Source organism: Thermomonas hydrothermalis (genome assembly GCF_900129205.1).
Taxonomy (GTDB): Bacteria; Pseudomonadota; Gammaproteobacteria; order Xanthomonadales; family Xanthomonadaceae; genus Thermomonas; species Thermomonas hydrothermalis.
Genome location: NZ_FQUK01000035.1, coordinates 1 through 22,442, shown reverse-complemented (window position 1 = coordinate 22,442; position 22,442 = coordinate 1). Strand labels below are relative to the sequence as shown.

24 protein-coding genes and 1 tRNA gene are annotated in these 22,442 nt (G+C 67.9%); 5 read left to right on the top strand and 20 right to left on the bottom strand.

Annotated features, from left to right (window positions below; all coding sequences use genetic code 11):
- Positions 1 to 208: transposase (locus tag BUA29_RS09625; RefSeq protein WP_143148890.1), on the top strand; the 208-nt coding region annotated here is incomplete at its 5' end.
- A 101-nt stretch (positions 209 to 309) separates the two neighbouring features.
- Here the strand turns inward: BUA29_RS09625 and BUA29_RS09620 are convergent.
- The 4 genes from BUA29_RS09620 to BUA29_RS09610 all read right to left on the bottom strand — a co-directional run bounded on the left by BUA29_RS09620 (position 310) and on the right by BUA29_RS09610 (position 2,967).
- Entirely contained in the window at positions 310 to 705 is a 396-nt protein-coding gene (locus BUA29_RS09620) for a hypothetical protein (RefSeq protein WP_143148889.1), read from the bottom strand.
- A gap of 143 nt (positions 706 to 848) precedes the next feature.
- Positions 849 to 1,016 (bottom strand): hypothetical protein, encoded by a 168-nt coding sequence (locus tag BUA29_RS12240; RefSeq protein ID WP_178137916.1) that lies wholly within the window; start codon positions 1,014 to 1,016, stop codon positions 849 to 851.
- Between the two features lie 74 nt (positions 1,017 to 1,090).
- The gene (locus BUA29_RS09615; RefSeq protein WP_072756358.1) at positions 1,091 to 1,993 is read right to left on the bottom strand and encodes a patatin-like phospholipase family protein; all 903 of its coding nucleotides are present in this window, start codon (positions 1,991 to 1,993) and stop codon (positions 1,091 to 1,093) included.
- Positions 1,990 to 2,967: a helix-turn-helix transcriptional regulator gene (locus BUA29_RS09610; protein WP_072756357.1), complete on the bottom strand. Its 978-nt coding sequence runs from the start codon at positions 2,965 to 2,967 to the stop codon at positions 1,990 to 1,992. Before BUA29_RS09610 ends, BUA29_RS09615 begins: the two co-directional genes overlap by 4 nt.
- A gap of 128 nt (positions 2,968 to 3,095) precedes the next feature.
- On the opposite strand from BUA29_RS09610, the gene BUA29_RS09605 reads away from it, so the two are divergent.
- Positions 3,096 to 3,728, top strand: a complete 633-nt coding sequence (locus BUA29_RS09605) for a DUF481 domain-containing protein (RefSeq protein ID WP_143148888.1) — start codon at positions 3,096 to 3,098, stop codon at positions 3,726 to 3,728.
- Here BUA29_RS09605 and hemC read toward each other — a convergent pair.
- The 6 genes from hemC to dtd form a co-directional block, all read right to left on the bottom strand.
- Positions 3,716 to 4,642, bottom strand: coding sequence for a hydroxymethylbilane synthase (gene hemC / locus BUA29_RS09600; protein WP_072756355.1), 927 nt, complete (start codon positions 4,640 to 4,642; stop codon positions 3,716 to 3,718). The two genes, BUA29_RS09605 and hemC, sit on opposite strands and share 13 nt — an antisense overlap.
- A gap of 71 nt (positions 4,643 to 4,713) precedes the next feature.
- Positions 4,714 to 5,454, bottom strand: coding sequence for a LytR/AlgR family response regulator transcription factor (locus tag BUA29_RS09595; RefSeq protein WP_072756354.1), 741 nt, complete (start codon positions 5,452 to 5,454; stop codon positions 4,714 to 4,716).
- An 84-nt stretch (positions 5,455 to 5,538) separates the two neighbouring features.
- Entirely contained in the window at positions 5,539 to 6,207 is a 669-nt protein-coding gene (locus tag BUA29_RS09590) for an alpha/beta hydrolase (protein ID WP_072756353.1), read from the bottom strand.
- Between the two features lie 31 nt (positions 6,208 to 6,238).
- Positions 6,239 to 6,314 (bottom strand) — tRNA-Ile (locus BUA29_RS09585).
- A 137-nt stretch (positions 6,315 to 6,451) separates the two neighbouring features.
- Positions 6,452 to 8,314, bottom strand: coding sequence for an RNA polymerase sigma factor RpoD (rpoD, locus tag BUA29_RS09580; RefSeq protein WP_072756352.1), 1,863 nt, complete (start codon positions 8,312 to 8,314; stop codon positions 6,452 to 6,454).
- Between the two features lie 90 nt (positions 8,315 to 8,404).
- Positions 8,405 to 8,845, bottom strand: a complete 441-nt coding sequence (gene dtd, locus BUA29_RS09575) for a D-aminoacyl-tRNA deacylase (RefSeq protein ID WP_072756351.1) — start codon at positions 8,843 to 8,845, stop codon at positions 8,405 to 8,407.
- A gap of 36 nt (positions 8,846 to 8,881) precedes the next feature.
- Between dtd and BUA29_RS09570 the strand changes: the two genes are divergently transcribed.
- Complete coding sequence (locus tag BUA29_RS09570; protein ID WP_072756350.1) at positions 8,882 to 9,799, top strand: lauroyl acyltransferase; 918 nt, start codon at positions 8,882 to 8,884, stop codon at positions 9,797 to 9,799.
- 33 nt (positions 9,800 to 9,832) lie between these two features.
- Here BUA29_RS09570 and BUA29_RS09565 read toward each other — a convergent pair whose 3' ends face one another.
- Entirely contained in the window at positions 9,833 to 11,440 is a 1,608-nt protein-coding gene (locus tag BUA29_RS09565; protein WP_072756349.1) for a glycosyltransferase family 39 protein, read from the bottom strand.
- Positions 11,441 to 11,520: 80 nt separating this feature from the next.
- Here BUA29_RS09565 and galE point away from each other — a divergent pair, with 80 nt between their 5' ends.
- Complete coding sequence (galE, locus tag BUA29_RS09560; RefSeq protein WP_072756348.1) at positions 11,521 to 12,513, top strand: UDP-glucose 4-epimerase GalE; 993 nt, start codon at positions 11,521 to 11,523, stop codon at positions 12,511 to 12,513.
- On the opposite strand, the gene BUA29_RS09555 is transcribed toward galE, so the two are convergent.
- From BUA29_RS09555 to def, 9 genes are all read right to left on the bottom strand, one after another.
- Positions 12,510 to 13,610, bottom strand: a complete 1,101-nt coding sequence (locus tag BUA29_RS09555; RefSeq protein WP_072756347.1) for a glycosyltransferase — start codon at positions 13,608 to 13,610, stop codon at positions 12,510 to 12,512. The two genes, galE and BUA29_RS09555, sit on opposite strands and share 4 nt — an antisense overlap.
- Entirely contained in the window at positions 13,607 to 14,407 is an 801-nt protein-coding gene (locus BUA29_RS09550) for a glycosyltransferase family 25 protein (RefSeq protein WP_072756346.1), read from the bottom strand. The genes BUA29_RS09555 and BUA29_RS09550 overlap by 4 nt, the downstream gene beginning before the upstream one ends.
- A 76-nt stretch (positions 14,408 to 14,483) precedes the next feature.
- Positions 14,484 to 15,500, bottom strand: coding sequence for a glycosyltransferase family 2 protein (locus tag BUA29_RS09545; protein ID WP_072756345.1), 1,017 nt, complete (start codon positions 15,498 to 15,500; stop codon positions 14,484 to 14,486).
- Between the two features lie 110 nt (positions 15,501 to 15,610).
- On the bottom strand, positions 15,611 to 16,438 hold the full coding sequence (locus tag BUA29_RS09540) for a DUF707 domain-containing protein (RefSeq protein ID WP_072756344.1): 828 nt from the start codon (positions 16,436 to 16,438) through the stop codon (positions 15,611 to 15,613).
- A complete protein-coding gene (gene glf / locus BUA29_RS09535) occupies positions 16,435 to 17,577 on the bottom strand; it encodes a UDP-galactopyranose mutase (RefSeq protein WP_218587179.1) in 1,143 nt (380 codons plus the stop codon). Before glf ends, BUA29_RS09540 begins: the two co-directional genes overlap by 4 nt.
- On the bottom strand, positions 17,574 to 19,274 hold the full coding sequence (locus tag BUA29_RS09530) for an ArnT family glycosyltransferase (protein WP_072756342.1): 1,701 nt from the start codon (positions 19,272 to 19,274) through the stop codon (positions 17,574 to 17,576). Before BUA29_RS09530 ends, glf begins: the two co-directional genes overlap by 4 nt.
- On the bottom strand, positions 19,271 to 20,581 hold the full coding sequence (gene rsmB / locus BUA29_RS09525) for a 16S rRNA (cytosine(967)-C(5))-methyltransferase RsmB (RefSeq protein WP_072756341.1): 1,311 nt from the start codon (positions 20,579 to 20,581) through the stop codon (positions 19,271 to 19,273). Before rsmB ends, BUA29_RS09530 begins: the two co-directional genes overlap by 4 nt.
- The gene (gene fmt / locus BUA29_RS09520) at positions 20,578 to 21,495 is read right to left on the bottom strand and encodes a methionyl-tRNA formyltransferase (protein WP_072756340.1); all 918 of its coding nucleotides are present in this window, start codon (positions 21,493 to 21,495) and stop codon (positions 20,578 to 20,580) included. Before fmt ends, rsmB begins: the two co-directional genes overlap by 4 nt.
- A 51-nt stretch (positions 21,496 to 21,546) precedes the next feature.
- Positions 21,547 to 22,056: a peptide deformylase gene (gene def / locus BUA29_RS09515; RefSeq protein WP_072756339.1), complete on the bottom strand. Its 510-nt coding sequence runs from the start codon at positions 22,054 to 22,056 to the stop codon at positions 21,547 to 21,549.
- A gap of 199 nt (positions 22,057 to 22,255) precedes the next feature.
- Here def and BUA29_RS09510 point away from each other — a divergent pair.
- Positions 22,256 to 22,442, top strand: a 187-nt coding sequence (locus BUA29_RS09510) for a helix-turn-helix domain-containing protein (RefSeq protein WP_218587178.1), incomplete at its 3' end; no start/stop codon positions are given.

The following is a 22,442-nucleotide window of genomic DNA, read 5'->3' as shown; positions in this document are numbered from 1 at the left end:
CGCCGAGCGCTGGGAGCGCTACAAGGCGAGCCTGCGGGCGAAGGTGGAGCACCCGTTCCGGGTGATCAAGCGGCAGTTCGGCTACATGAAGGTGCGCTACCGCGGCATCGCGAAGAACGCGGCCCAGGTGCTGACGCTGTTTGCGCTGTCGAATCTGTGGATGGTGCGCCGGCAGTTGATGCCGGCGACAGGGTTGGTGCGCCTGTAAGGCGGGGAAACCCGCCTGAAAGCGCCGGAAACGGCGCGTATACAGGGCATTGGAACGGCATTCGAGACAAAAATCTGCCTTGGAAGGCCGGGATCGAGGCGTCAGGGCGGGTTGTTCAGACCTTCCCTAGGGGGCGGAATGACCATGCCGCGGCGGATGTCCTTCTTTTCAATGCCGCGCAGATTCACGCCCGGCTCGTTGACGCCAATCGGCGCGCCACCGTGCACCGGCGGCGAGCTTTTGGTCTTGATGGTCAGGCGGGCACCATCGGTCGGGGTGCTCTGGCCGGAATCAGTGCCCGATTGCGGCGTTTCGGCCATGCGCGCGACACCACCATGACCGACGACATAGCCGCGGGTGCTCTTTTTGTCGTTGTCTGCAGCCACGGCCAACATGGCTAGCATGGAAAGTGCAACGGCCAGGACAACACGACCAGAGTGACGAACGGGTGTTTGCATGACGGCCTCTCCCTTGCGGTGAACGGTCATGGTCACCATGGAGAGCGGCGGCTGAATTTCGCTTGAATATTCAAGCCTCGTGGCGCCGGTACCTCCACGCGCAAGTGTCCGATATGCGCACCATCAAGCCCATCCACATGTGGCGGCGGGATGTGCGTTTCGCGGCCGGCAGAACGGGCGGATCAAAACGTGCGGAGTGCCCAGCGGGCGCTCAGCGGCATGCCGATCAGCCACAGCGGCAACCAGCCGATCAGCGGGTGGCTGGCGCGGGCGGCGGGCACCAGCAGCACGGTGAGGGCACCCAGGCGCACCAGTTGGCGCAGGCAGGCATCGAGGTCATGACGGGTCATGTCGGTGTCTCCGCAGGCAGAGGGTGTAGCCTGCCTGCGGGTGATCTCACCGGTTGCGACTGCGCACCGCGTGGTCAGTAGCCTGCAGCGTCGAGGGCCTTTTCGGCGGCTTGGCGGCCGATGTCGATCAGTTCGGATGCGCGCCAGAACTCATAGAACAGGCAGATGTCGCGCGGAATCTCGATCAGCAGATCCGGTGGGTCGAGTGCTACCTGTACGCGGCTGATCCGTTCCTGCATGGTTTCCAGGGTGCGGGCGATCATGTCCATGATGCCGGAGCGTTGCGTGCCGCGACCGTTGCCGTTGAGGTGAAACGCGTTTTCCAGCCAGCGGCTGAGCGAGGTGTCTTGCGCGGGTGCGTGTTGCGGTGCGCTGGCAACGACGCTTTCGCGGGACGTATTCCGGCCGCCATTGAGATCGACTGCAATGACCCGGTGCGGGACGGCCAGCCGGGTGGCGGTAATCGGCAATGGTGAAAGCAGGCCGCCATCCACCAGTTCCATTTCGCCCACCAGCAGTGGGGTGAAGATCCCGGGAATGGCAAAGGAGGCGCGCAGCGCATCCCAGAGGTCGCCGCTGCGCAGCCAGACTTCCCGCTGCCTGCGCAGGTCCACTGCGACGGCGGTGAAGTCGATCGGCAGGTCTTCGATGCGGGGTTCACCGATCAACTCGCGTAGGGTGCGCACCAGGCGTTCGCCGGTGAACATGGCCGGTCGGCCCAGGCCGGGGTCGAGCAGGCGCAGCATCTCGTTGCGCGAGGTCCGGCACATCCAGTCGCGTAGCACGTCCAGCTTGCCGGCGGCAAACGTGCCGCCGACCAGCGCCCCGCACGAGGTGCCGGCCACGGCATCGATGTACAGCCCGCGCGCTTGCAATACCTCAATCACGCCAATCTGGGTCAGTCCGCGCGCGCCGCCGCCGCTGAGTGCCAGTGCGATTGGGGTGGTTGCGGCCTGCTCAGAGGGGGATGCGGTCATGGGGTGTCGTCCTGGTAGTTGGAAAGCGCCAGTTGCAGGTGCGCACGCAGTTGCTCGCGCAAGGCACGGGGTTCGACGATTTCTGCATCGGCGCCGTATTGCAGGATGTCCATCAGCAGCTCGCGTGGCACCGAATAGGGCAGCTTCAGCTCATAGCGGCCATCGGCGAGGAAGCGGCCCTGTTGTTGCGAATGCCAGCGCTCATCGGCCACCCAGCGCGCCGCCTTGGCCGAAAAGCGGATCGTTGCCCAGCCCTTGGGGGCGCCGGAGAAAATGCCGTAACTGCTGGCCAGATGGGCGTCGAGCGTGGCGTCGTCGATGTCGTGGGCGGCTTCATCGAGCAGGCGCGGGTTGCCGATGCGATCCACCGAAAAACTGCGCAGACCTTCGCGATCTTCGTCCCAGGCGTCCAGATACCAGTTGTCGCGGTAGTGGGTCAGCCGTTGTGGGCTGACGCTGCGGCGGGTGGTTTCGCCGGTGCTGCGGGCGCGGTAGTCGAAGGTCAGCCGACGCCGGTCCAGCACGGCAGAGGCGACGATGCGAAACACGTGTTCGTCCATCCGTCGCAGCCGGTGTGCGATCACCCGGATCCGCTCCAGCGGCCAGCGTTTGCCACGGGCGTGGGTTTCCAGCAGTTTCTCCACCCGTTGCTGCAGCGGCGCCAGCGCGGAGGTCAGCATGTCGCCGCTGCTGCGTGCCAGCAGTTGCTGCATCGCCAGCAGGGCTTGCAACTCTTCCGAGGTCAGCCATAAACCGGGCAGTTCGAAGCGCTCGGCTTCGTCTTTGTCGTACTGGAAGCCGGCTTCGCCATCCCCCACCACCGGCGCCATCAGGGCATCGCGCAGATAGGCGATGTCGCGATAGACGGTGGCGCGGGAGCAGCCCAGTTCTTCCTGCAGCCGGGTCACGGGCACCGGCCGTCGGGCAGCGCGCAGCAGACGGTCGAGGGCGATGATGCGTTCGGTGCGATCCATGCCCGGATTATGCGGCAGCCGGTACGGAAAACACGGCCATCCCTGGCTGCCGACCCTGCGCTGCATTCATCACGGCGACCGAGGGTCTGGGCTAGACTGCGGACAGTCTGCAAGCCGATGGTTCGACCATGCAGCCGATGTTATGGCTGGCGCTGGCCGCGCCGCCGAGTGTGCTCGCCCTGCCCGTGCAGCCGGTGTTGCAACCGGAGGTGACGCAGCGCCTGCTCGACCCGCCGCAGTGCCTGATGCCGCGCTGCCTCAACGGCGAATGGGTGGTGCAGGACATGCCGCTGATCCCACGCGGCCAGCGTCGGGTGGGGCCGGACGATCTGCCAGGCGGTGGTGGCCGGCTGCGCGTGTCCGATGGTGCGCGCGACTGGGTCAAGGCGCAGGGCAGCAACGCAAGGGTCGGGGTGCAGTACGGGATGCAGGCGGTGCAGACTGCGGCGACCAGCCTCAAGGTGGCGGTGGACACCGGCGTCCGGCTCAAGCCGTATGCCGATGACGGCATCGCCGGGATCGGCCCGATCCTGCGCGGCCAGCTGGAATGGCAGCAGGTGCTTGGGCCGCGGATCCGCCTGCTGCAGACCACCCGGATCGAAACCGGCCAGCACGGTACCTTCCTGCGCAACAGCCTGCTGTTGAACGTGCAGCTGCGACCGACGCTGCTGTTGAGTTCGGGGCTGGACGCCCGACGTGACCGCGATCTGCCCGGACGTGACCAGCGTGATGCCACGCTGAAGCTGCGTTACACGTTCTGAGCACCAGCCTCGATCAGTGTGCGTGCGCCCTGTGCCAGCAGCGCGGCGGCCACCTGTTCGCCCAACGCCTCGGCCGCTTCCGCCGCCCCGTGCGCCTGTGCGCGCACCAGACGGCCATCGGTGGCGCTGCCAACCAGCCCGTCGAGGTGCAGTCGATCGCCCTGCAGTTGCGCCAGCGCCGCCACCGGCACATGGCAGCTGCCATGCAGGGCGCGGTTCATCGCCCGCTCGGCGCGGACGCAGACGCTGGTGGCGGCATCATCGAGGGCCTGGCATAGCGCCGCCACCTGACTGTCGCCCGCGCGGCATTCGATGGCGATTGCGCCCTGCGCCGGTGCCGGCAGCCACAGCGGGGCGGTCAGGCGCTGACGGATGCGTCCACCCAGGCCGAGCCGTTCCAGCCCGGCGCAGGCCAGCACGATGGCGTCGTAGGCGCCTGCATCGAGCTTGGCCAGACGGGTGTTGACGTTGCCGCGCAGGTCGCGCAACTGCAGGTCGGGGCGCAGTGCCCGCAGTTGTGCCTGGCGGCGCAGCGAGGAGGTGCCCACCACGGCACCTTCCGGCAAGGCGTCAAGCGTGGGGTAGCGCATGCTGACCAGAGCATCGGCCGGATCATGGCGGGGCAGGATGGCCGCCAGCACGAACTCCGGGTCCAACTCCATCGGCACGTCCTTGAGCGAATGCACGGCGCAGTCGGCCTCACCGCGCAGCATGGCCAGCTCCAGTTCCTTCAGGAACAGCCCCTTGCCGCCGATGGCCGCCAGCGACCGGTCCAGGATCTCGTCGCCACGGGTGCTGAGCGGCACCAGCGTGACCTCCAGCCCAGGGTGAGCCGAACGCAGCTGTGCGGCGACATGCTCGGTCTGCCACAGGGCGAGCGGACTTTTCCGGGTGGCGATGCGCAACGTGGTCATGCGTGCATTATCGCCGTTCCTTCGGGTGACATGCCCGCAACAGACGTTCCGCTGGCGGCGGTTGGCTCTGCTCAGGACGGGTGCAGGAGTTGGCGTAACAGGGCCAGACAGCGTCGGCTGACGTCCAGTGGTTGCGGTACATCACGCAGGATCGCCTGCACATGCCCATCCTTGTCGCGGCGCAGTTCCAGCAGCCGGTCGCGGGCCACCAGGCAGTTGCGATGGATGCGCACGAAGCGATCGGCAAACTCCTGCTCCAGCGCCTTCAGCGGTTCCTCGATCAAGTCTTCGCCATGGGCGTGGTGGATCAGCACGTATTTCTCGTCGGCCAGCAGATAGTGGATGTCCTCCACCGGAATGCGGCGCAGGCTGCCGCGCAGACGCGCGCACAGATGCCGGCGCGGCGTGCCCGTCGCCGCCTGGCTGAGGCTGCGGCCGACGAGAAACGTGCGGGCTTTGCTCAGGGCGGCGGCCAGACGCTCGGGGCGCACCGGTTTGACCAGGTAATCCAGCGCGTGTGCCTCAAACGCGGGGAGTGCGTGATCATCGAAGGCGGTGCAAAACACCACCGCCGGTGCCGGTTGCAGGGCGGCCAGTCGGTGCGCAGTCTGCATGCCATCCAGCCCGGGCATGGCGATGTCCAGCAGCACCAGATCCGGATGAAGTTGCGTGCAGAGCGTCACTGCAGTCTGGCCATCGCCGGCCTCGCCCACCACCGACACGGCGTCCTGTGCCTGCAACAGGGCGCGCAAACGCTGCCGTGCCAACGGCTCGTCATCGACGATCAGCACGCGTAATGCGGTTGCATCCATGGCCTGGCGTCTCCCCGGCAAGGCCGATTGCCTGCCTGCGATGGTAGCCGCGCCCGGCGGGCCGCGTCATCGCCGTCGGTGGCGTCAGGTCTTCAGCCGGGCGTCCAGCCAGCCGGCCAGGTCGGCGATTTCCTCACCGCACACCGCGTGCTGCATCGGATAGCGCCGCAAGGTCACGGCAAAGCCCAACCCTTCCAGGGCCTGCGCAGCGGCAACCCCGGCCGCCAGCGGCACCACCGGGTCGAACGTGCCATGCGCCATGAACACCGGCTGGGTGCGGGCCTGCGGTTGCAGACGCGCCTGCGCGGTGGCCATTGGCATCGGCAGATAGGTCGAGAGCGCGATCAGGCCGGCCAGCGGCTCGCGCCGGGCAAGCCCGGCCGCCAGGGTGATTGCCCCGCCCTGCGAGAACCCGGCCAGCAGCAGCCGCTGCGGCGGGATTCCGCGTGCGGCCTCGCGCGCAATCAGGGCCTCGACCTCCGCCACGGACGCGTCCACGCCGTCGAGATCGGCACGGTTGGCCAGATCGAGATCGCGGATGTCATACCAGGCGCGCATGCGCATGCCGCCGTTGATCGTCACCGGCCGCACCGGCGCATGTGGAAACACGAAGCGCAGGGCCGGCCAACCCGGACGGACCAACTCGGGCACGATCGGCGCGAAATCATGGCCGTCGGCGCCCAGGCCATGCAGCCACAGCACGCACCACTGCGGGGCGGGGCCGGTTTCCAGTTCGACGGTTTCGAGCATCAATGCTCCGGCGTGTCTTGCGAAAGGCAGGATGTGGTGGGCCCACCAGGACTCGAACCTGGAACCAAGGGATTATGAGTCCCCTGCTCTAACCATTGAGCTATAGGCCCGTGGCGGTGGATTGTAGGGGCTTGCTGCCGGCGGGTGGCAGACACCGCTGCAGAGCCTGTGGTTGCATCCATGCAGCACGGGGCAACGTCGCGTGCGGGGCTGGCGCACGCGGCGTCGGTGGGTTGGGTGTGTGTTTTTATTCGCTGTCGAGGAAGCTGCGCAGCATCTCCGCGCGGCTGGGATGACGCAGCTTGCGCAGGGCCTTGGCTTCGATCTGGCGGATCCGTTCGCGGGTGACATCGAACTGCTTGCCGACCTCTTCCAGGGTGTGGTCGGTGTTCATGTCGATGCCAAAGCGCATGCGCAGCACCTTGGCCTCACGCGGGGTCAGCCCGGCCAGAACATTGCGCACGGTCTCCACCAGGTTGATGTCGGTGGTGGCATCCAGCGGCGAGACCGCGTTGGTGTCCTCGATGAAATCGCCAAGGTGGGAATCCTCGTCGTCACCGATCGGGGTTTCCATCGAGATCGGTTCCTTGGCGATCTTGAGCACCTTGCGGATCTTGTCCTCGGGCATGTCCATTTCCTTGGCCAGTTCTTCCGGCGTCGGCTCGCGGCCGTACTGCTGGAGCATCTGACGGGAAATGCGGTTGAGCTTGTTGATCGTCTCGATCATGTGCACCGGGATGCGGATGGTGCGCGCCTGATCGGCGATCGAGCGGGTGATCGCCTGGCGGATCCACCAGGTGGCGTAGGTCGAGAACTTGAAGCCGCGGCGGTGCTCGAACTTGTCCACCGCCTTCATCAGGCCGATGTTGCCTTCCTGGATCAGGTCGAGGAACTGCAGGCCGCGGTTGGTGTACTTCTTGGCGATGGAGATCACCAGGCGCAGGTTGGCCTCGACCATTTCCTTCTTGGCCTTGCGCGCCTTGGTCTCGCCGGTGGTCAGCTCGCGGTTGATCTCCTTCAGGGTGGCCAGGCTGATCTGCAGCTGTTTTTCCAGCTCGATGGCGGCCTGCTGCTCGGCCTGGATCTTGTCCTTGACGTCGCGCAGGGCCGAGCCCCACTTCTGCTTGCGCTTGAGCAGCTCGTCCACCCAGTCCAGGTTGGTCAGGTTGCCTTCCCAGGCCTTGAGGAAATCCTTGCGTGGCATGCCAGCCACGCGGACGCACAGATCAAGGATGCGGCGTTCGCGTTCCTTGACCTGGTTGACCGCCTCACGCAGGTTCTTGACCAGCGCGTCGGTCAGCGGCAGCGGCAGCTTGAAGGTGACGAAGATCGCCGCCATTTCCTCGCGCGCTTTCTGGGTGGCCTTGGCATCCGGGCCGCCCTTGGCGTAGGCCTTCTGGAACTTGGCGTATGCCGCCTTGAGGGCCTCCATGCGGGTGGCCACTTCGGCCGGATCGGGGCCGGTGGGCGCAGGCTCGTCGATCTCGGCGGCCTCCACCTCTTCTTCCTCGTCCTCGTCCACGGCAGGCTCGGCGTCCGGGTCGAACTCGGCGGCCGGCAGCTCTTCGGGTTCCGGCTCCTCGTCATTGAAGCCCACCACGATGTCCGCCAGCCGCTTCTTGCCGGCCTGGTGCTGGGCATAATCCTCCAGCAGCTGCTGAACCGAAGGCGGGAAGCTGGCCAGCGCCGCGTTCATCTGCGCCAGGCCTTCCTCGATGCGCTTGGCGATGGCGATTTCGCCTTCGCGGGTGAGCAGGTCCACGGTGCCCATTTCGCGCATGTACATGCGCACCGGGTCGGTGGTGCGGCCGCTTTCGCCATCCAGCGAAGACAGGGCGGCGGCGGCTTCCTCGGCGGCGGTTTCGTCCACCTCGCGGCCGCCGGTCTGCTGGCCGGTCAGCAGCAGGGTTTCGACATCGGGCGCCACTTCGTGCACCTCGATGCCCATACCGTTGATGATGCTGATGATGTCTTCCAGCTGCTCCGGATCGACCAGGTCGTCGGAGAGGTGGTCATTGACCTCGGTATAGGTCAGGTAGCCCTGTTCCAGGCCCTTGCTGATCAAGGACTTGAGGTCGGACTGCGGGGCGGACTGACGGTCGTTGGCCATGGAATCGATACCCTGAGGACGGTCTGCAGCAAGGCAGGAAGGAACCTTGCATTATAACGCGTGGTCTGGCAGGTTGCCGACCCGGTGCGGTCAGGGCCGCAGCAGGAAGGTGACCGGGCCGTCGTTGACCAGGCTGACCTGCATATGGGCACCGAACCGGCCGGTTTCCACCCCGGGCGGGTGCAGGCTGCGGCACAGGTTCACCAGCTGGTCAAACACCACACGTGCCTGTGCCGGTGGGGCGGCGCTGCTGAAGCTGGGCCGCATCCCGCTGCGGGTGTCGGCCGCCAGGGTGAACTGGCTGACCAGCAGCAGCTGGCCGCCGGTCTCGGCAAGCGAGCGGTTCATGCGGCCGGCGTCGTCCTCGAACACCCGGTATCCCAGCAGGCGCTGGGCCATGCGCCGGATCTGCGGCTCGTCATCGTCCGGTTCCACTCCGATCAGGGCCAGCAGGCCGGGGCCGATGGCGCCCACCACCTCGCCGGCGACGGTGACTTGGGCCTGTGTGACGCGCTGGATCAGGGCGAGCATGCGGCGATTGTAGGCCGCACTGCCTACAATCGGCGGATGATCGAGCTGGCTGCTACCGTGTTGTATGCCCTGGCCTGGTGCGTGGGGCACCTGCCCTGGCCACTGCTGCGCACGCTGGCCGACGGGCTGGCCTGGCTGTGGCTGCACCTGGGGGCCCGCGAGGCGCGGGTGGCGCGCCGCAATCTTGAGCTGATCTGCGGCGATCTTGACGAGAAAAAGCGGGAAGCGTTGCTGCGCGAGATCCTCCGGACGACCGCCCGTCAGGCCGTGGAGACGCTGCGGTTCTGGACCCGGTCGCCGGCACGGAACCTGGCCGACATCGTCGAAATCCACGGTGAGGCCGCGTTTGACGCGGCCCTCGACAGCGGGCGCGGGCTGATCGTGGCCGCGCCGCATCTGGGCAACTGGGAGCTGTTGAACCAGTGGCTGGCGCACAAGACGCCGCTGGCGATTCTCTACCGGCCACCGGAGTCCCGGGTCGGCGAAGCCTTCCTGCGGCGGGTGCGGGCCCGTGCCGGCGGTCAGGTCGAACAGGTGCGGGCGGAAGCCGCCGGGGTGCGCACTCTGCTGAAGCGTCTGCAGCGGGGCGGCGTGGTCGGCATCCTGCCGGACCAGCAGCCCAAAGCGGGCGAGGGCGAGTTTGCGCCGTTTTTCGGCAAGTCGGCGCTGACCATGACCTTGCTCGGCCGGCTGGCGCACCGCAGCGGGGCGCAGGTGCTGTTGGCCTGGTGCCAGCGTCTGCCGGGATCAGGCCCGCCACGGTTTGCCTTGCATCTGCAGCCGGCCCCGGCCGAGGTGGCGGCGGATGACCCGGTGCAGGCGGTGGCGGCGCTGAATGCTGCGCTCGAGGCGGTCGTCCGGCCGGCGTTCAGCCAATACCAGTGGACGTACAAGCGCTACACCCTGCGACCACCGGGCAGTGGCGAGGAAAACCCGTACCTCGACCTGTATTGACCCGCCCGGGCAAGGGCATTGCCGGCGTGCCGGTCAGCGCGGTTGGTAGCGTAGCGAGTGGGCTGAAGGCGGCAAGGGCCGTTGCTGTTCGGGCAGGCGCAGCCAGGTGGCTGCCGGCCAGACCTGCAGCCAGCGCATCCGCCAGGGCTGCTGGAACAGCGGCTGCGGTGCCCCGGCACGGGCGGGGGTTTGCGCTTCGACAACCAACAGTCCGTCCGGGTGCGTGCGCGCCCAGACGCGGGCATCGGCTTCATCCAGCGCCGCCACGGGCCTGTGCAGGCGTCCGGCGAAGTGGAACTGCAGTTGATACACGCCAAGAAAGGCCAGCGGCTTGCCTGCCTGCGCCGCCTGCGCCAGCCGTTTCGCGGTTGGGGTCAGGTCGTACTGCTGGCGGATCAACGGGGTTGCCGCGGCATGCACGGTGGCCACCGCCAGCAGCAGGCCCAGGGCCTGCGCGGGCAGCGTGCGCCAGCGCCACAGTGCCAGCGCGATCAACACCAGCACACCGCCGGCCAGCGGCGCGGTCGCAAGCACGGCGGCCGGCAGCGGCCACGGCAGCTGCCGTGCGGCGATCAGCGCAGCGCCCAACACCAGCACCACCAGCGCCGGCACCGCATCCAGCCGCGGCCGTCGCCAGGCGGCGGCGGCCAGCAGCAGGGCGATGGCGGGGAAATCCGGCAGCAGGTAGTAGGCCTGCTTGCCGCTGATCAGGCTGAATGCCAGCAGCACCCCCAGCAGCCAGGCCCATGGCAGGCGCAGGGCCGGGTCGCGCCAGAGCGCGGGCAGCTGCCGCCACCACCAGCTCGACCACCACCAGGGTGCCAGCAGCACCAGCAGGATCGGGAAATACCACCAGGCGGGTTCGGCGTGATCGAAGCTGTCCTTGATGCGGCCCGCGGTCTGGGTCACCAGCAGTGCCTGGCGGTATTCCGGGTCGCCCAGCACAAGGGCCGGCACCAACCACAGCGCAAACAGGCCGATCCCGGCCAGCACGGCAAGCGCGGCATGGCGGGCGAAGCGGCTCCCGGCGGCGCGGGCGGCCGGGTGCCATAGACGTGCGGTCAGCAGCGGCACGCCCAGGTGCAGCAGCACCACCGGCCCTTTCGCCAGAAGCCCCAGCCCCACCGCCAGCGCAAAACCGGGCCAGTTCGGGCGCCAGTCCTGTTGCTCGCGTCGGCACAGGGCCAGCAGCCCGCCCAGCACGGTTGCCGCCAGCAGCAGCTCGTACATCAGTTGCAGTGAGAACAGGAAGAAATACCAGAGGCCGGCCATGGCCCAGGCGGTGAGCGTGGCTAGTGGCGGCTGCTGCGGGAACAGCCGGCGCGCCAGCAGCCCGCTCTGGGCAATCACCAGCGTCCCCAGCAGCACCATCAGCAGGCGCGGCCAGATGTCATTCACCCCGCCCAGTACCCAGCCGGCATGCAGCAGCCAGGGCAGCAGCGGGGTTTTGTGCGAATACGGCGCGCCGTTGAACAGTGGCACCAGCCAGCTGCCGCGATCCCACATTTCCCAGGCCACCGCCAGGGTGCGGGTGGAATACAGCGGCAGCGGGCCGTGCAGGAAGATCGACAGCAGCGCCACCGCGGCCCAGGCCAGCAGCGGCGCCCACAGGATGCGCAGATCATCACGGAGCGAAGTCATCCGCCAAGGATACGGCAGCCGCCGAATGTGGCCGGCATCGGTGACAATGCCAGGCGGTTCGGGTGAAAGAAGGAACTTCCATGCAGACATGCATTCTGGTCGTCGGGGGCGCCGGCTACATCGGCTCGCACATGGTCAAACAGTTGCGCCAGGCCGGCTATGCCGTGGCGGTGGTCGATGATCTGTCCTCCGGCCGGCGCGAGGCGGTGCTGGGGGCGCCGCTGCATGTGGGCGATATCGGCGATGCCGGCTTTGTGTCCGCGCTGCTGGCGCAGCTGCGGCCGGCGGCGGTGATGCATTTCGCCAGCTTCATCCAAGTCGGCGAGTCGGTGGCCGACCCCGGCAAGTACTACCGCAACAACGTCACCGCCACCCAGGTGCTGCTGGACGCCATGCGCGCACAGGGGATCGACCGGTTCATCTTTTCCTCGACCGCAGCGATCTTCGGCGATCCGCAGTACACCCCGATCGACGAGGCCCACCCCAAGGCACCGATCAACCCATACGGCCGCAGCAAATGGTTCGTCGAACAGATGCTGGACGACTATGACCGCGCCTACGGGCTGAAATCGGTGTGCCTGCGCTATTTCAACGCGGCTGGCGCCGATCCCGAAGGCGAACTGGGCGAATGCCACGAGCCGGAAACCCACCTGATCCCGTTGATCCTGCAGGTGGCCTCCGGCCGCCGTCCGCACATCACCGTGTACGGCGAGGACTACCCCACCCCGGACGGCACCTGCATCCGCGACTACATCCACGTCAGCGACCTGTGCCAGGCGCACCTGCTGGCCCTGCAGCAGCTGCTGGCCGGCGGTGGCAGCGCCCGTTACAACCTGGGCAATGGCAACGGCTATTCGGTGCGCGAGGTGATCGCGGCCGCGCGCCGGGTCAGCGGGCACCCGATCCCGGTGCAGACCGGCCCGCGCCGCCCCGGCGACCCGCCGGTGCTGGTGGCCGATGCCCGCGCCGCGCGCCAGGTACTCGGCTGGCAGCCGCGGCATGCCGATCTCGACACCATCCTCGCCCACGCCTGGGCGTGGGAGCAGCGGCATGGGGCGTGGAAACGGGGCTAGCGCGCCAGTTCCAGAAACAACGCTTCGTAGCGTTGGTGCATCAGCGTGCGGTCGAAGCGGGCCTGCGCCGCGGCGCGGGCGTGGGCGGCCAGGCGGGCGGCTTGCTCGGGGTGGCGCAGCAGATGTTCGAGCGCATCGGCCAGGGCCGTGGCATCGCCTTCCGGCACCAGCAGGCCGTCGTGGCCGTGCTGCAGCACCTCGCGCACGCCAGGCACAGCGCTGCCGATCACCGCGCAGCCGGCGGCCATGCCTTCCAGCAAGGCCAGCGGCATGCCTTCGTAATGGGTGCTGAGCACGCAGAACTGGTGCTGCATCAGCCGCTGTGGCACATCGTGCACCACACCCAGAAACTGCACCTGCGCCGCGATGCCCAGTGACTGCGCCAGCGCTTCAAGCGGTTTGCGGTGCAGCGCCTTGCCGCCACCGGCCAGCTGCACCGGTACATGCCAGCCGCGCTGTTTGAGCAGGGCCACGGCGCGCAGCAGGGTGGCGTGGTCTTTCTGCTTGGACATGCGCGCCACCATGATGATCCCCGGCGTGCGCGCGGTGAACGGATGCGCATCGGCATCGGCAAAGGGCGCAAGGTGGATGCCGTTGGGAATGGCCAGGGTGCGCTCCGGCGGCATGCCCAGCGCCAGCAGGGCATCGCGCACGCCCTCCGAGCAGCCGATGATGCGGTCGGTGCGCTGCGCCAGCCAGCGCGTTTGCAACAGACGCCAGCGGGTGTAGCGCTCGCGGGTGTTGTGCTCGACATGTACCAGATGCGGCACCCCGGCCAGCAGGCCGGCATAGCGGCCCCAGAGGTGTTCGGAAAACCCGTGCGCGACCAGCACATCCGGCTTGAACTGGCGGCAGATCCGCACCAGCGCGGCGATGGTGGCCAGATGCGACCAGCCCGGCACCAGCGCCATCGGGACTCCGCGCGCACGCAGCTGGGCCAGACGCGCCGGCGGCGTGCGCCGTTTGCGGCGCAGCACCAGCAGTGGCTCGATCGCCGTGCCGGCCCGGGCCGCTTCGACCAGCTGGATCGCCACCTGGGTCGCGCCACCGGAAAAGCCGCCGGTGACGAAGTGCAGCACGCGCACGCGCGCGGTCATGACCTGGTCTCCACCGGCGGGCAGCGTTCACCGCGCTGCCAGCGCAGCCAGAACCACGGCCCGTACAGACGGCTGAAGTGACGCCAGCGCGGCCACAGCCGGCGCGCTTCGTAGCGCAGTTTTGGCCAGGGGTTGCGAGACTTTGGTTTGTGGCTGCCGATGGTCGAGGGCACCGGTTCTGCCATCACCACCGCCGGGTGCACGGACAGGATGCGTAACCCGAACTCCCAGGGATGTTGCAGATCGCAGTCGATCGGCCGCGCCACGCCATGAAACCCGGCCAGAAAACGCTCCGCACCCTGACGTGTCCACACCGCGGCGGTGGTGGTGCTGGGCACGCTTAGGCCGTATTCGACCAGGCAGTGGCGGGCAGTGAGGGCGGCCAAGGGCAGCCAGCGCCGTCGCGGGTTGCACAGCTTGAGCACATCCCACTGTCGGCGTGTGTCGGTCTCGCTGCGGCGCAGGGCCAGTGCGGCGTGCAGGGCGTCGGCAAACCCATCGACGAAACAGGCGTCGTCTTCCAGCAGCAGCAAAAACTCGGCAGAGGTAGCGAGGAAGCTGCGCAAGGCCTGGACATGGCCCAGGTAGCAGCCGACCTCGCCAGGGCGCAGCGGCTTGTAGTAGCGGTTGATCCGGGTCAGTGCCGCACGCTCTGCCTCTGGCAGGGTCGCACCGTCCACGCCTTCGATGCGGGTGAAGGGGATGCCAAGCGCCTGTAAGCGTTGCTGCATGGCCGCGAGCCGTTGCGGCGCGCGCGCCAGGTTGAGCACGAAGCATTGGCAATCGGCGGGAAGCATGGTCAGGTCTCGTGCGGACGTGCGAAGTGCAAGCCGGGCAGCCTAGCGCGAATGATGGTGGAGACAAGGGCCGGGCTCACGTCAGCCAGCCTGCTTGTGCAAGTTTGCGCTGGGCACGCCAAGCGCGTAGCCACCAGCCGCGACGGCGGCAATACGCAATGGCGTGCCGTGTGCCATGCGGGAATATCCGCTGCAGACTCTGCCGGCAGATGCGGTCGAACTCCGGCCCGAGCGTTTTGACCTGGACGGCCAGATTACAGAACGTGCGCAGCTGGAAGTACTCCAGGGCGTGGGCGACCTTCGGATGGGCGGCGACGGGCAGTGCCGACAGGCCCTGCTGGAGCAGTTCGCTGGCCAGCACCAGATCGTGGAACTTCTTTTCGTTCAAGGTGGCCAGGATGCTGCTGCCGTGCCGGCGGTAGGCCACCCAGGGCGTTGCCGTGTGCCACCAGGTGCGAGTGACGGCAAGCAGTGATGGGAGGACGGCAATGTCCTCGAAATAGCGGCCTTCCGGAAAAGGAGCAGCGGCCCAGAGCGGGCGCTTGGCAATTTTCGACCAGGCATGTGGCTGCCTGCATGTCAGCAGCCCGGACAGTAGGGTGACCGGATCGTCCATGCACCGACGGGAGGGCCCGGTGTGGGTGCGCTGCATGCGTGATTTACGCCGGCTTTGGGAAGGTTGGGTGTCGTCCAGCAGACGGTAGTCGCACAGGATCAGGTCGGGCTGATGGCGATGGACGATGTCGCGCAATCCGGCCACGGCGCCTGCAAGCAGCATGTCATCGGAGTCCAGGAACCAGACATACCGGCCGGTTGCATGGGTCAGCAGGGTGTTGCGGGCAGCCGACAGGCCGCGGTTGTCGGGATGGCGCAAGAGGCGCAACTTGCCCGGGTGACGGGCGGCATAGGCCTCCACCTGCGCCCAGGAATCATCGCGGCTGGCGTCGTCGAGCAGAATGAGCTCGATGCCCGGATCGTCTGCGCTCTGCGCAAGCACCGAGTCCAGACATGGGCCGATATAGGCAGAGACGTTGTAAACCGGGATCAGAATGCTCAACCACGGCTCGGGCGCGTGCGTGTGGGCGAAGGCCATGAAACGTTCCGTTGCCTCCTCTGCAAGTGGTCAGACGGGTCTCGATTGTCAGGTATTCGGGATCGCAGCGGCATGTTCCGGCATCGCAGCGGATGGCGATGCGAATGCGGTTATGCCATCTGCTGCCGTTTGCGCTGTGCGCGTCGCTCCAACCTGCGGGCGTTGGCGCGCCGGAGTGGGCGGGTGATGGCATCGAGCAGGCGCCGCCAGGGCGGCAGCCCCACTTCGCGTACGCCGCCGCTGACATAGCGGGCTTCCATTTGCGCGCTGCGGTCGAGCCCATAGCGGGCAAACAGGCGTTGCATGTCGTCCTGTGCGGCGTTCATGCCGGTGCGCTTGTACAGTTCGCCGCCGCCGACCGGGCGGGAATGCCAGACCGGCGTGGCATCGAGGATCGCCAGTGCGCGCGGGCCGCGGGCTTCCAGCAGGCGCGGCCACACACAATCCAAACCCCAGCCGCTGTTGCTCTCGGTGAAGCTGGGCAGACAGGTGCGCAGCGCCTCGCGGTCGAACAATGGTGCCATCACTTCGATGAAGCGGATGTAGCGCAGCACATAGCGCGGGTCTTGCAGCAGCAGCGGCCAGGTGTAGTAGGAGTTGCGGGTCAGCGCCGGTTGCGCCAGTGCCAGGCGGAACGCGGCGGCGAGGTCGAACATTCGGTTGAGGGTGTCGGTATCGGCCACCAGATCGTCGTCCGGCAGCCAGACATAGTCGTAGCGGTCGATCAGATCCGGATGCGCCTGCAGCAGCTCGCCGAGCACCGGCCATTTCATGCCTTTGCGGTTTTCGTGGTACTCGGCGTGGTCGGCGTAGCGATCCGGCTGATTGCCGAAATAGCTGACATAGAGGTCGAAGTTACGCTGCGGGCCGCTCACCCAGCCTGGATGCACCGAGTTGTCACCAGCGCGCACCACCACCAGATTGCGTCGCGTCGTCATGCAGTGTGCTCCCGTTGTCGATCAAGCAGGCGGTTGCACAGCGCCAGCGCAGCGCCCACCACCTGATCCATGTTGTAGTAGCGGTACTGGGCCAGCCGGCCGACGAAGCAAACATCCGGTAGTTGTTCGGCCAGCGCCTTGTAGCGTTGGTAGAGCGCCTCGTTTTCCGGGCGTGGGATCGGGTAGAACGGATCACCTTCGGCGCTGGGGTATTCGCGCACGATCGACGTGCCCGGCGCGCGTTCGCCGGTCAGGTGCTTGAACTCGGTGATCCGGGTGTAGGCGTGGTCGTTGGGGTAGTTGACCGTGCCGGTGGGCTGGAAGGTCTCCACGTCGGGCAGGTGCTCGTGCTCGAAGCGCAGGCTGCGGTAAGGCAACTTGCCGTAGCAGTAGTCGAAGTAAGCGTCGATCGGGCCGGTGTAGATGGTCTTCCGGCGGGGTGGCAGGGTGTGGTCACGCTGGAAGCGGACACCGGTGCGCACCTCGATGTTGGGGTGGTCGAGCATGCGCTCGAACATGCGGGTGTAGCCCTCGGCGGGCATGAACTGGAAATCGTCGGTGAAGTAGCGGTCGTCGTCGTTGCAGCGGGTGGGAATGCGCGCGGCCACGCCGGCGGCCAGCTCGGACAGATCCAGGCCCCATTGCTTGCGGGTATAGCCGCGGAAGAACTTTTCGCACAGATCGTGGCCGACGCTGTTGAGCACCACGTCTTCGCTGGTTCGGGCCGGCAGTCGCTGGGTGCGCCGCGCGGCCAGAAAGGCTTCCACGCCCGCCTCGTCCAGGTTCAGGCCATACAGCCGGTTGATGGTGGTGCGGTTGATCGGGATCGGGTACAGCGCGCCGTCCACCTGCGCCAGCACCCGGTGTTCGTAGAACCGCCAGTGGGTGAAGCGGGAGAGATATTCGAAGATGCGTTTGCCGTTGGTGTGGAAGATGTGAGGGCCGTAGGGGTGGATCAGCAGCCCGGCGGCATCGCGGGTGTCGAAGGCGTTGCCGCCGATGTGCGGGCGCGCATCCACCACCAGCACACGCCAGCCGGCGTCGGCCAGCTCGCGCGCGCAGACGCTGCCGGCAAAGCCGGCACCCACCACCAGGGCATCGAAGGCGCGGGCATCGAGAATCGAGGGTTTCGACATCATTCCGAGTCCTGTTCGGAGCGTGAAGGCGTGGCAAGCAGCGTGCCCGGATGACAGGCCCGGCCGGCCTGGCCATCCAGCAGCCACCAGCGGCGGCCATTGGTCAGGCCCATGTCGCGGGCATGGGCGCGGTCCACGCAGGCCGGCAGCCCGTCGCCCTGTTCCACCAACAACCAGCGTTGTTGCGGTCGCGCCTGCTGCCAGCGCAGGCCGGCGGCGAACTGTGCCGACAGTGGTTGCCGGAAACCGAAATCGGCCGCCGGGCGGTCGGCCATCAGCATCTGCTGCTCGCGCCAGCCGACCAGGCCCAGCTCGGCCTGCGGGCCGATCGTCGCGCCCACCGCACGCATCAGGCCACGCGAGGACGAGCCGTCATTGAGCAGCGGTGCGCCGACCAGCGAGTACAGCAGCCACAGCAGGGTGAGCGTGGCCAGCAATGCGGCCGGTGCACGCCGGCGACCAAACCACAGGCAGGCGCCCAGGCCGAAGCTGCCGATGGCAGTGAACATTGCGCCTAGGCCCGTGGCCACGTGCGGTGGCCGGCCTTCCAGCAGGCGACGGGCAAAGCCGGGGTCGGACAGCAGCATGGCTAGCCCAGCCGCCAGCGCCGCCAGTGCCAGCACCAATACGAAGGCCAACAGCACCCGTTGCACCCCGGTGCGGCGCAGCAGACCCGGCAGCAGCGGCGCCAGTGCCAGCGCCAGCATCGGCAGTGCCGGCAGGATGTACATGTCGCGTTTGCCGGCGGGGATGCTGAAGAACACAAACACCAACAGCACCCAGACCAGCGGCAGCAGATAGCGCGGATCGCGCCGCTGCAGGCGTCGGCGCCAGGCCGGCAGTGCCCACGGCAACGCCAGCACGGTCGGCAGCCAGGTGGTCAGGGCGACTTCGATGAAATACCACCACGGCTGCTGATGGTGCCAGGCGTTGGCATAGCGGGTGACGGTCTGGCGGATCAGCAGATCATCGACATAGGCACGGTAGTCGGCGCTGCCAGCGCCGAGCGCGGCCACCAGCATCGGCACCAGCCAGATGCCGCAGGCGGCGATGAAGGCCAGCGGCCCCAGCCAGACGCGCGGATCACGGGCATGCACCCGCACTCCGGGCCAGCCGCGCAACGCGGCGAGGCCGGCGGGAAGCAGGATCAGCAGGGCCAGCACGCCCACGCCCTTGGTGATGGTGCCCAGCCCGGCGGCGGCCCAGCCCAGCGTCCACAGCCGCCAGTCTGGCCCGCGCAGCAGGTGGCGCAGCAGTGCGTAGCAGGACAGGGTGGCCCAGAACACCAGCAGCGGGTCGATCTGGGCGCGCTTGGCCTGAAAGGTGAACTGGAACGCCAGCAGCGTGGCGTAGCCGGCCAGTACGCCGACCCGCGTCGTCCACAGCCGTCGGCCCAGATCGACGACGCACCACAGCGTGCCCAGCGCGGCCAGCAGCGAAGGCAGCAGGAAGGCAATGCGCAGCTGACCGGTCAGCCACAGCAGGGACGCCTGCAGCCACATGAACAGTGGCGGCTTGTCGGAATACAGTTCGATGCCGCGGTGGGGGAACAGCCATTGCCCGCTTTCCAGCATCTGTCGGGCGGCCAGGGCAAAGCGTGGTTCGTCGGCCGGCCACGGATCGCGCAGGCCCAGGCCGGTGCCGAGGATCAGCAGGGCGATCAGCCAGAACAGCCAGGTGGCGCGCCGGGTGGTGGTCATCGCAGGCATGGTGCGGAAGAAGTGGCGGGCTTGCCCAGCCTCGCATAGAAAAACCCGTCCATGCCATCCGCGCCCGGCAGCCGCTGGTGGCCGAAGCCGGTGTCGTGGCCGAAGCGGTTGTCCAGCGGTTCCAGCACCGCATCGGGAGTGCGGGCCAGGAACGCCTCGATCTGCGCCGCGTTTTCCGCCCGCAGGATCGAGCAGGTGGCATAGACCAGCACCCCGCCCGGGGCCAGCAGCGGCCACAGGGCGTCGAGCAGCCGGGCCTGGGTGGTGGTGAGTGCAGTCAGGTCGGTGGCGCGTCGATGCAACAGCACGTCGGGCTGGCGGCGCACGATGCCGGTGGCGCTGCACGGAGCGTCGATGAGGATGGCGTCGAACGGGACGCCGTTCCACCAGTCTGCGGGGGCGGTGGCATCGCCCTGCCGGGTGGCGATGTCCAGCCCGAGGCGGGCGAAGCCGGCCTGCATGCGCTGCACGCGCCGGGGGTCGATGTCCAGCGCCAGCAGGCGCAGTGACGGATCACGCTCGGCCAGATGTGCGGCCTTGCCGCCGGGGGCGGCGCAGGCATCCAGCACACGCGCACCTGCGGCCGGGGCCAGCGCATCGGCCACGGCCTGCGCCGCGCCGTCCTGCACCGACACCGCGCCGTCGGCAAAGCCGGGCAGCTGCGTCACCGGCAGTGGCGTCGGCAGGCAGATGGCATCGGCCAGCGCAGAGGGCGCGTGTGCCTCGATACCCGCCTGATGCAACCCAGCCAGATAGGCATCCCGCGCATGCATCCGGCGGTTGACTCGCAACCACAGCGGAGGCGGCATCAGGCTGGCCGTAAACACCGCCTCGGCCTGCGCCGGCCAGTCCTGTTCGACCTGCCGTGCCAGCCAGTCCGGCCAGGCGGCGCGGGGCGATGCGACGGGCAGGCCTTCGCGCTGTGCCCGGCGCAGCAGAGCATTGACCATGCCGGCCTGATGCGGGCGGCCAAGCGTGCGCACGGCCTCGACCGTGGCATCCAGCACCGCATGGGCCGGCAGGCCCAGTTCGAGCTGGGCAAAGCCCGCCAGCAACAGGGCGCGGAGCAGGCCATCGCGGCGGCCAGGCGGGCGTGCCGCCCAGCCGTCCACGGCGGCGTTGTAGCGGGCCTGCTGGCGTAGCGCCTGCAGCACGATCGCTTCGGTCAGCGCACGGTCGCGACCATCGGTCAGGGTCGGGAGGGTTGCGTTCAGGGCGGCTTTGAGCGAGCGGCCGTGATGCAGCACGGCATCAAGGATGCGTGCCGCCTGGACTCGCGCAGGCGCACCCCGGCTCATGCGCGCAGGTCGCGGCGAGCGTTGAGGTAGTCCTGAGCGGTGACCGGACGGCCACCGTCACGCTGTAGCCGCAGCAACCGCAGCACGCCTTCGCCACAGGCGATGTCGATGCCGTCGCGGCGGGTCGCCAGCACCGTGCCGGGTGCGGCGTCTGTGGTCTGCGCCAGTGCCTGCGCGGCATGGATGCGGACGCGCTCGCCCGCCAACATCGCTTCGGCCACCGGCCACGGCTGGAAGGCCCGCACCTTGTTAGCCAGCACCTGGGCCGGCTGCGTCCAGTCCAGGCGGGCTTCGTGTTTGTCCAGTTTGTGCGCGTAGGTGACGCCGGTGTCGGGTTGTGGCTGCGGCTGCGGCCGCAGGCCGGCACGCAGCAGCCCCAGCCCGTCGGCCAGCACGCGCGCGCCCAGCTCGGCGAGCCGGTCGTGCAGCTCGCCTGCGGTTTCGTCCGGGCCGATCGGAATGGCCTGAGACAGCAGCACCGGGCCGGTGTCCAGGCCTTTTTCCATTTGCATCAGGCATACCCCGGTCTCGCGGTCGCCGGCTTCGATCGCCCGCTGGATCGGCGCGGCACCGCGCCAGCGCGGCAGTAGCGAGGCGTGTACGTTCCAGCAGCCATAAACCGGGATGTCCAGCACCGCCTGCGGCAGCAGCAGGCCATACGCCACCACCACCATCAGGTCCGGGGCCAGCGCACGCAGCCAGGCCTGCACCTGCGGGTCACGCAGGCGTTCGGGCTGCTGCACCGGCAGTCCAAGGCGCAGGGCTTCCTGTTTGACGGCCGAAGGGGTGGGCGCACGACCACGCCCAGCCGGGCGGTCGGGCTGGGTTAGCACGGCGACCACCTCGTCCTTGGCCGCGGCTGCACGCAGACTGGGCACGGCGAATTCCGGCGTGCCGGCAAAGACGATGCGCATGGGATCAGACAACCGGTGAGAGAGACAACGCGCTGCTGGGGGGCGGCTGGGTCATGCGGCGCGACGTGCCTTCAGCAGTTTCTTGCGCACCATCTCGCGCTTGAGCGGGCTTAGATAGTCCACGAACAGCTTGCCTTCCAGATGATCCATCTCGTGCTGGATGCACACCGCCAGCAGACCGTCGGCGGTCAGGGTGAATGGCTGGCCGTGGCGATCCAGCGCCTCCACCGTGATCACGTTGCTGCGGGTGACATCGGCGTAGATGCCGGGCACCGACAGGCAACCTTCCTGGTACACCTGCTCGCCCTCGCGTGCGGTGATGCGCGGATTGATGAACACCAGTGGCCGGCTGCGGTCGTCGCTGACGTCGATCACCATGAAGCGCTTGTGCACATCGACCTGACTGGCCGCAAGGCCGATCCCAGGCGCCGCATACATGGTCTCGAACATGTCGTCGAGCAGGGTCTGGAATGCAGACGTGGCCAGCTCGGCCGGATCGACATCGACGGCCTTGGTCCGCAGGCGGGGATCGGGGAATTCCAGGACCTTCAGCAGGGCCATGGCGGGTCTCCTAACAGGGGGCGGTTGCTTTGGAACCGCGTTATGGCCGATTCTAACGCGGCCTGGCTGCACCGGCGCTGCATAAGTTCAAACACCTTTGGCACTCCTTCGAAGCAGGAGGAGCGCCATGCAAGTGCACCATGCCGGGTACCGAATCCGGGGGTTCTATCGAATAGCCGCCTTGGGTCATCTTTGGGCAATGACCCCCAAAGACGCCCAACGAAGGCTGCACATCCTGCGCTTCTGGGGCACACACGGCCTCAAAGCCACCCAAGACGCCTTCGACGTGTCCCGGCGCACGCTCTACCGGTGGAAGCAGGCCCTGCGCGAACAGGGCGGCAATCCCGCCGCCTTGGCCGCTCGATCCTGCGCGCCCAAACGCCGGC

Coding starts and splice junctions, on each gene's coding strand:
- BUA29_RS09620 (WP_143148889.1), bottom strand. CDS start 705: ATGGTGACCATGACCGTTCACCGCAAGGGAGAGGCCGTCATGCAAACA.
- BUA29_RS12240 (WP_178137916.1), bottom strand. CDS start 1,016: ATGACCCGTCATGACCTCGATGCCTGCCTGCGCCAACTGGTGCGCCTG.
- BUA29_RS09615 (WP_072756358.1), bottom strand. CDS start 1,993: ATGACCGCATCCCCCTCTGAGCAGGCCGCAACCACCCCAATCGCACTG.
- BUA29_RS09610 (WP_072756357.1), bottom strand. CDS start 2,967: ATGGATCGCACCGAACGCATCATCGCCCTCGACCGTCTGCTGCGCGCT.
- BUA29_RS09605 (WP_143148888.1), top strand. CDS start 3,096: ATGCAGCCGATGTTATGGCTGGCGCTGGCCGCGCCGCCGAGTGTGCTC.
- hemC (WP_072756355.1), bottom strand. CDS start 4,642: ATGACCACGTTGCGCATCGCCACCCGGAAAAGTCCGCTCGCCCTGTGG.
- BUA29_RS09595 (WP_072756354.1), bottom strand. CDS start 5,454: ATGGATGCAACCGCATTACGCGTGCTGATCGTCGATGACGAGCCGTTG.
- rpoD (WP_072756352.1), bottom strand. CDS start 8,314: ATGGCCAACGACCGTCAGTCCGCCCCGCAGTCCGACCTCAAGTCCTTG.
- dtd (WP_072756351.1), bottom strand. CDS start 8,845: ATGCTCGCCCTGATCCAGCGCGTCACACAGGCCCAAGTCACCGTCGCC.
- BUA29_RS09570 (WP_072756350.1), top strand. CDS start 8,882: ATGATCGAGCTGGCTGCTACCGTGTTGTATGCCCTGGCCTGGTGCGTG.
- BUA29_RS09565 (WP_072756349.1), bottom strand. CDS start 11,440: ATGACTTCGCTCCGTGATGATCTGCGCATCCTGTGGGCGCCGCTGCTG.
- galE (WP_072756348.1), top strand. CDS start 11,521: ATGCAGACATGCATTCTGGTCGTCGGGGGCGCCGGCTACATCGGCTCG.
- BUA29_RS09555 (WP_072756347.1), bottom strand. CDS start 13,610: ATGACCGCGCGCGTGCGCGTGCTGCACTTCGTCACCGGCGGCTTTTCC.
- BUA29_RS09550 (WP_072756346.1), bottom strand. CDS start 14,407: ATGCTTCCCGCCGATTGCCAATGCTTCGTGCTCAACCTGGCGCGCGCG.
- BUA29_RS09545 (WP_072756345.1), bottom strand. CDS start 15,500: ATGGCCTTCGCCCACACGCACGCGCCCGAGCCGTGGTTGAGCATTCTG.
- BUA29_RS09540 (WP_072756344.1), bottom strand. CDS start 16,438: ATGACGACGCGACGCAATCTGGTGGTGGTGCGCGCTGGTGACAACTCG.
- glf (WP_218587179.1), bottom strand. CDS start 17,577: ATGATGTCGAAACCCTCGATTCTCGATGCCCGCGCCTTCGATGCCCTG.
- BUA29_RS09530 (WP_072756342.1), bottom strand. CDS start 19,274: ATGACCACCACCCGGCGCGCCACCTGGCTGTTCTGGCTGATCGCCCTG.
- rsmB (WP_072756341.1), bottom strand. CDS start 20,581: ATGAGCCGGGGTGCGCCTGCGCGAGTCCAGGCGGCACGCATCCTTGAT.
- fmt (WP_072756340.1), bottom strand. CDS start 21,495: ATGCGCATCGTCTTTGCCGGCACGCCGGAATTCGCCGTGCCCAGTCTG.
- def (WP_072756339.1), bottom strand. CDS start 22,056: ATGGCCCTGCTGAAGGTCCTGGAATTCCCCGATCCCCGCCTGCGGACC.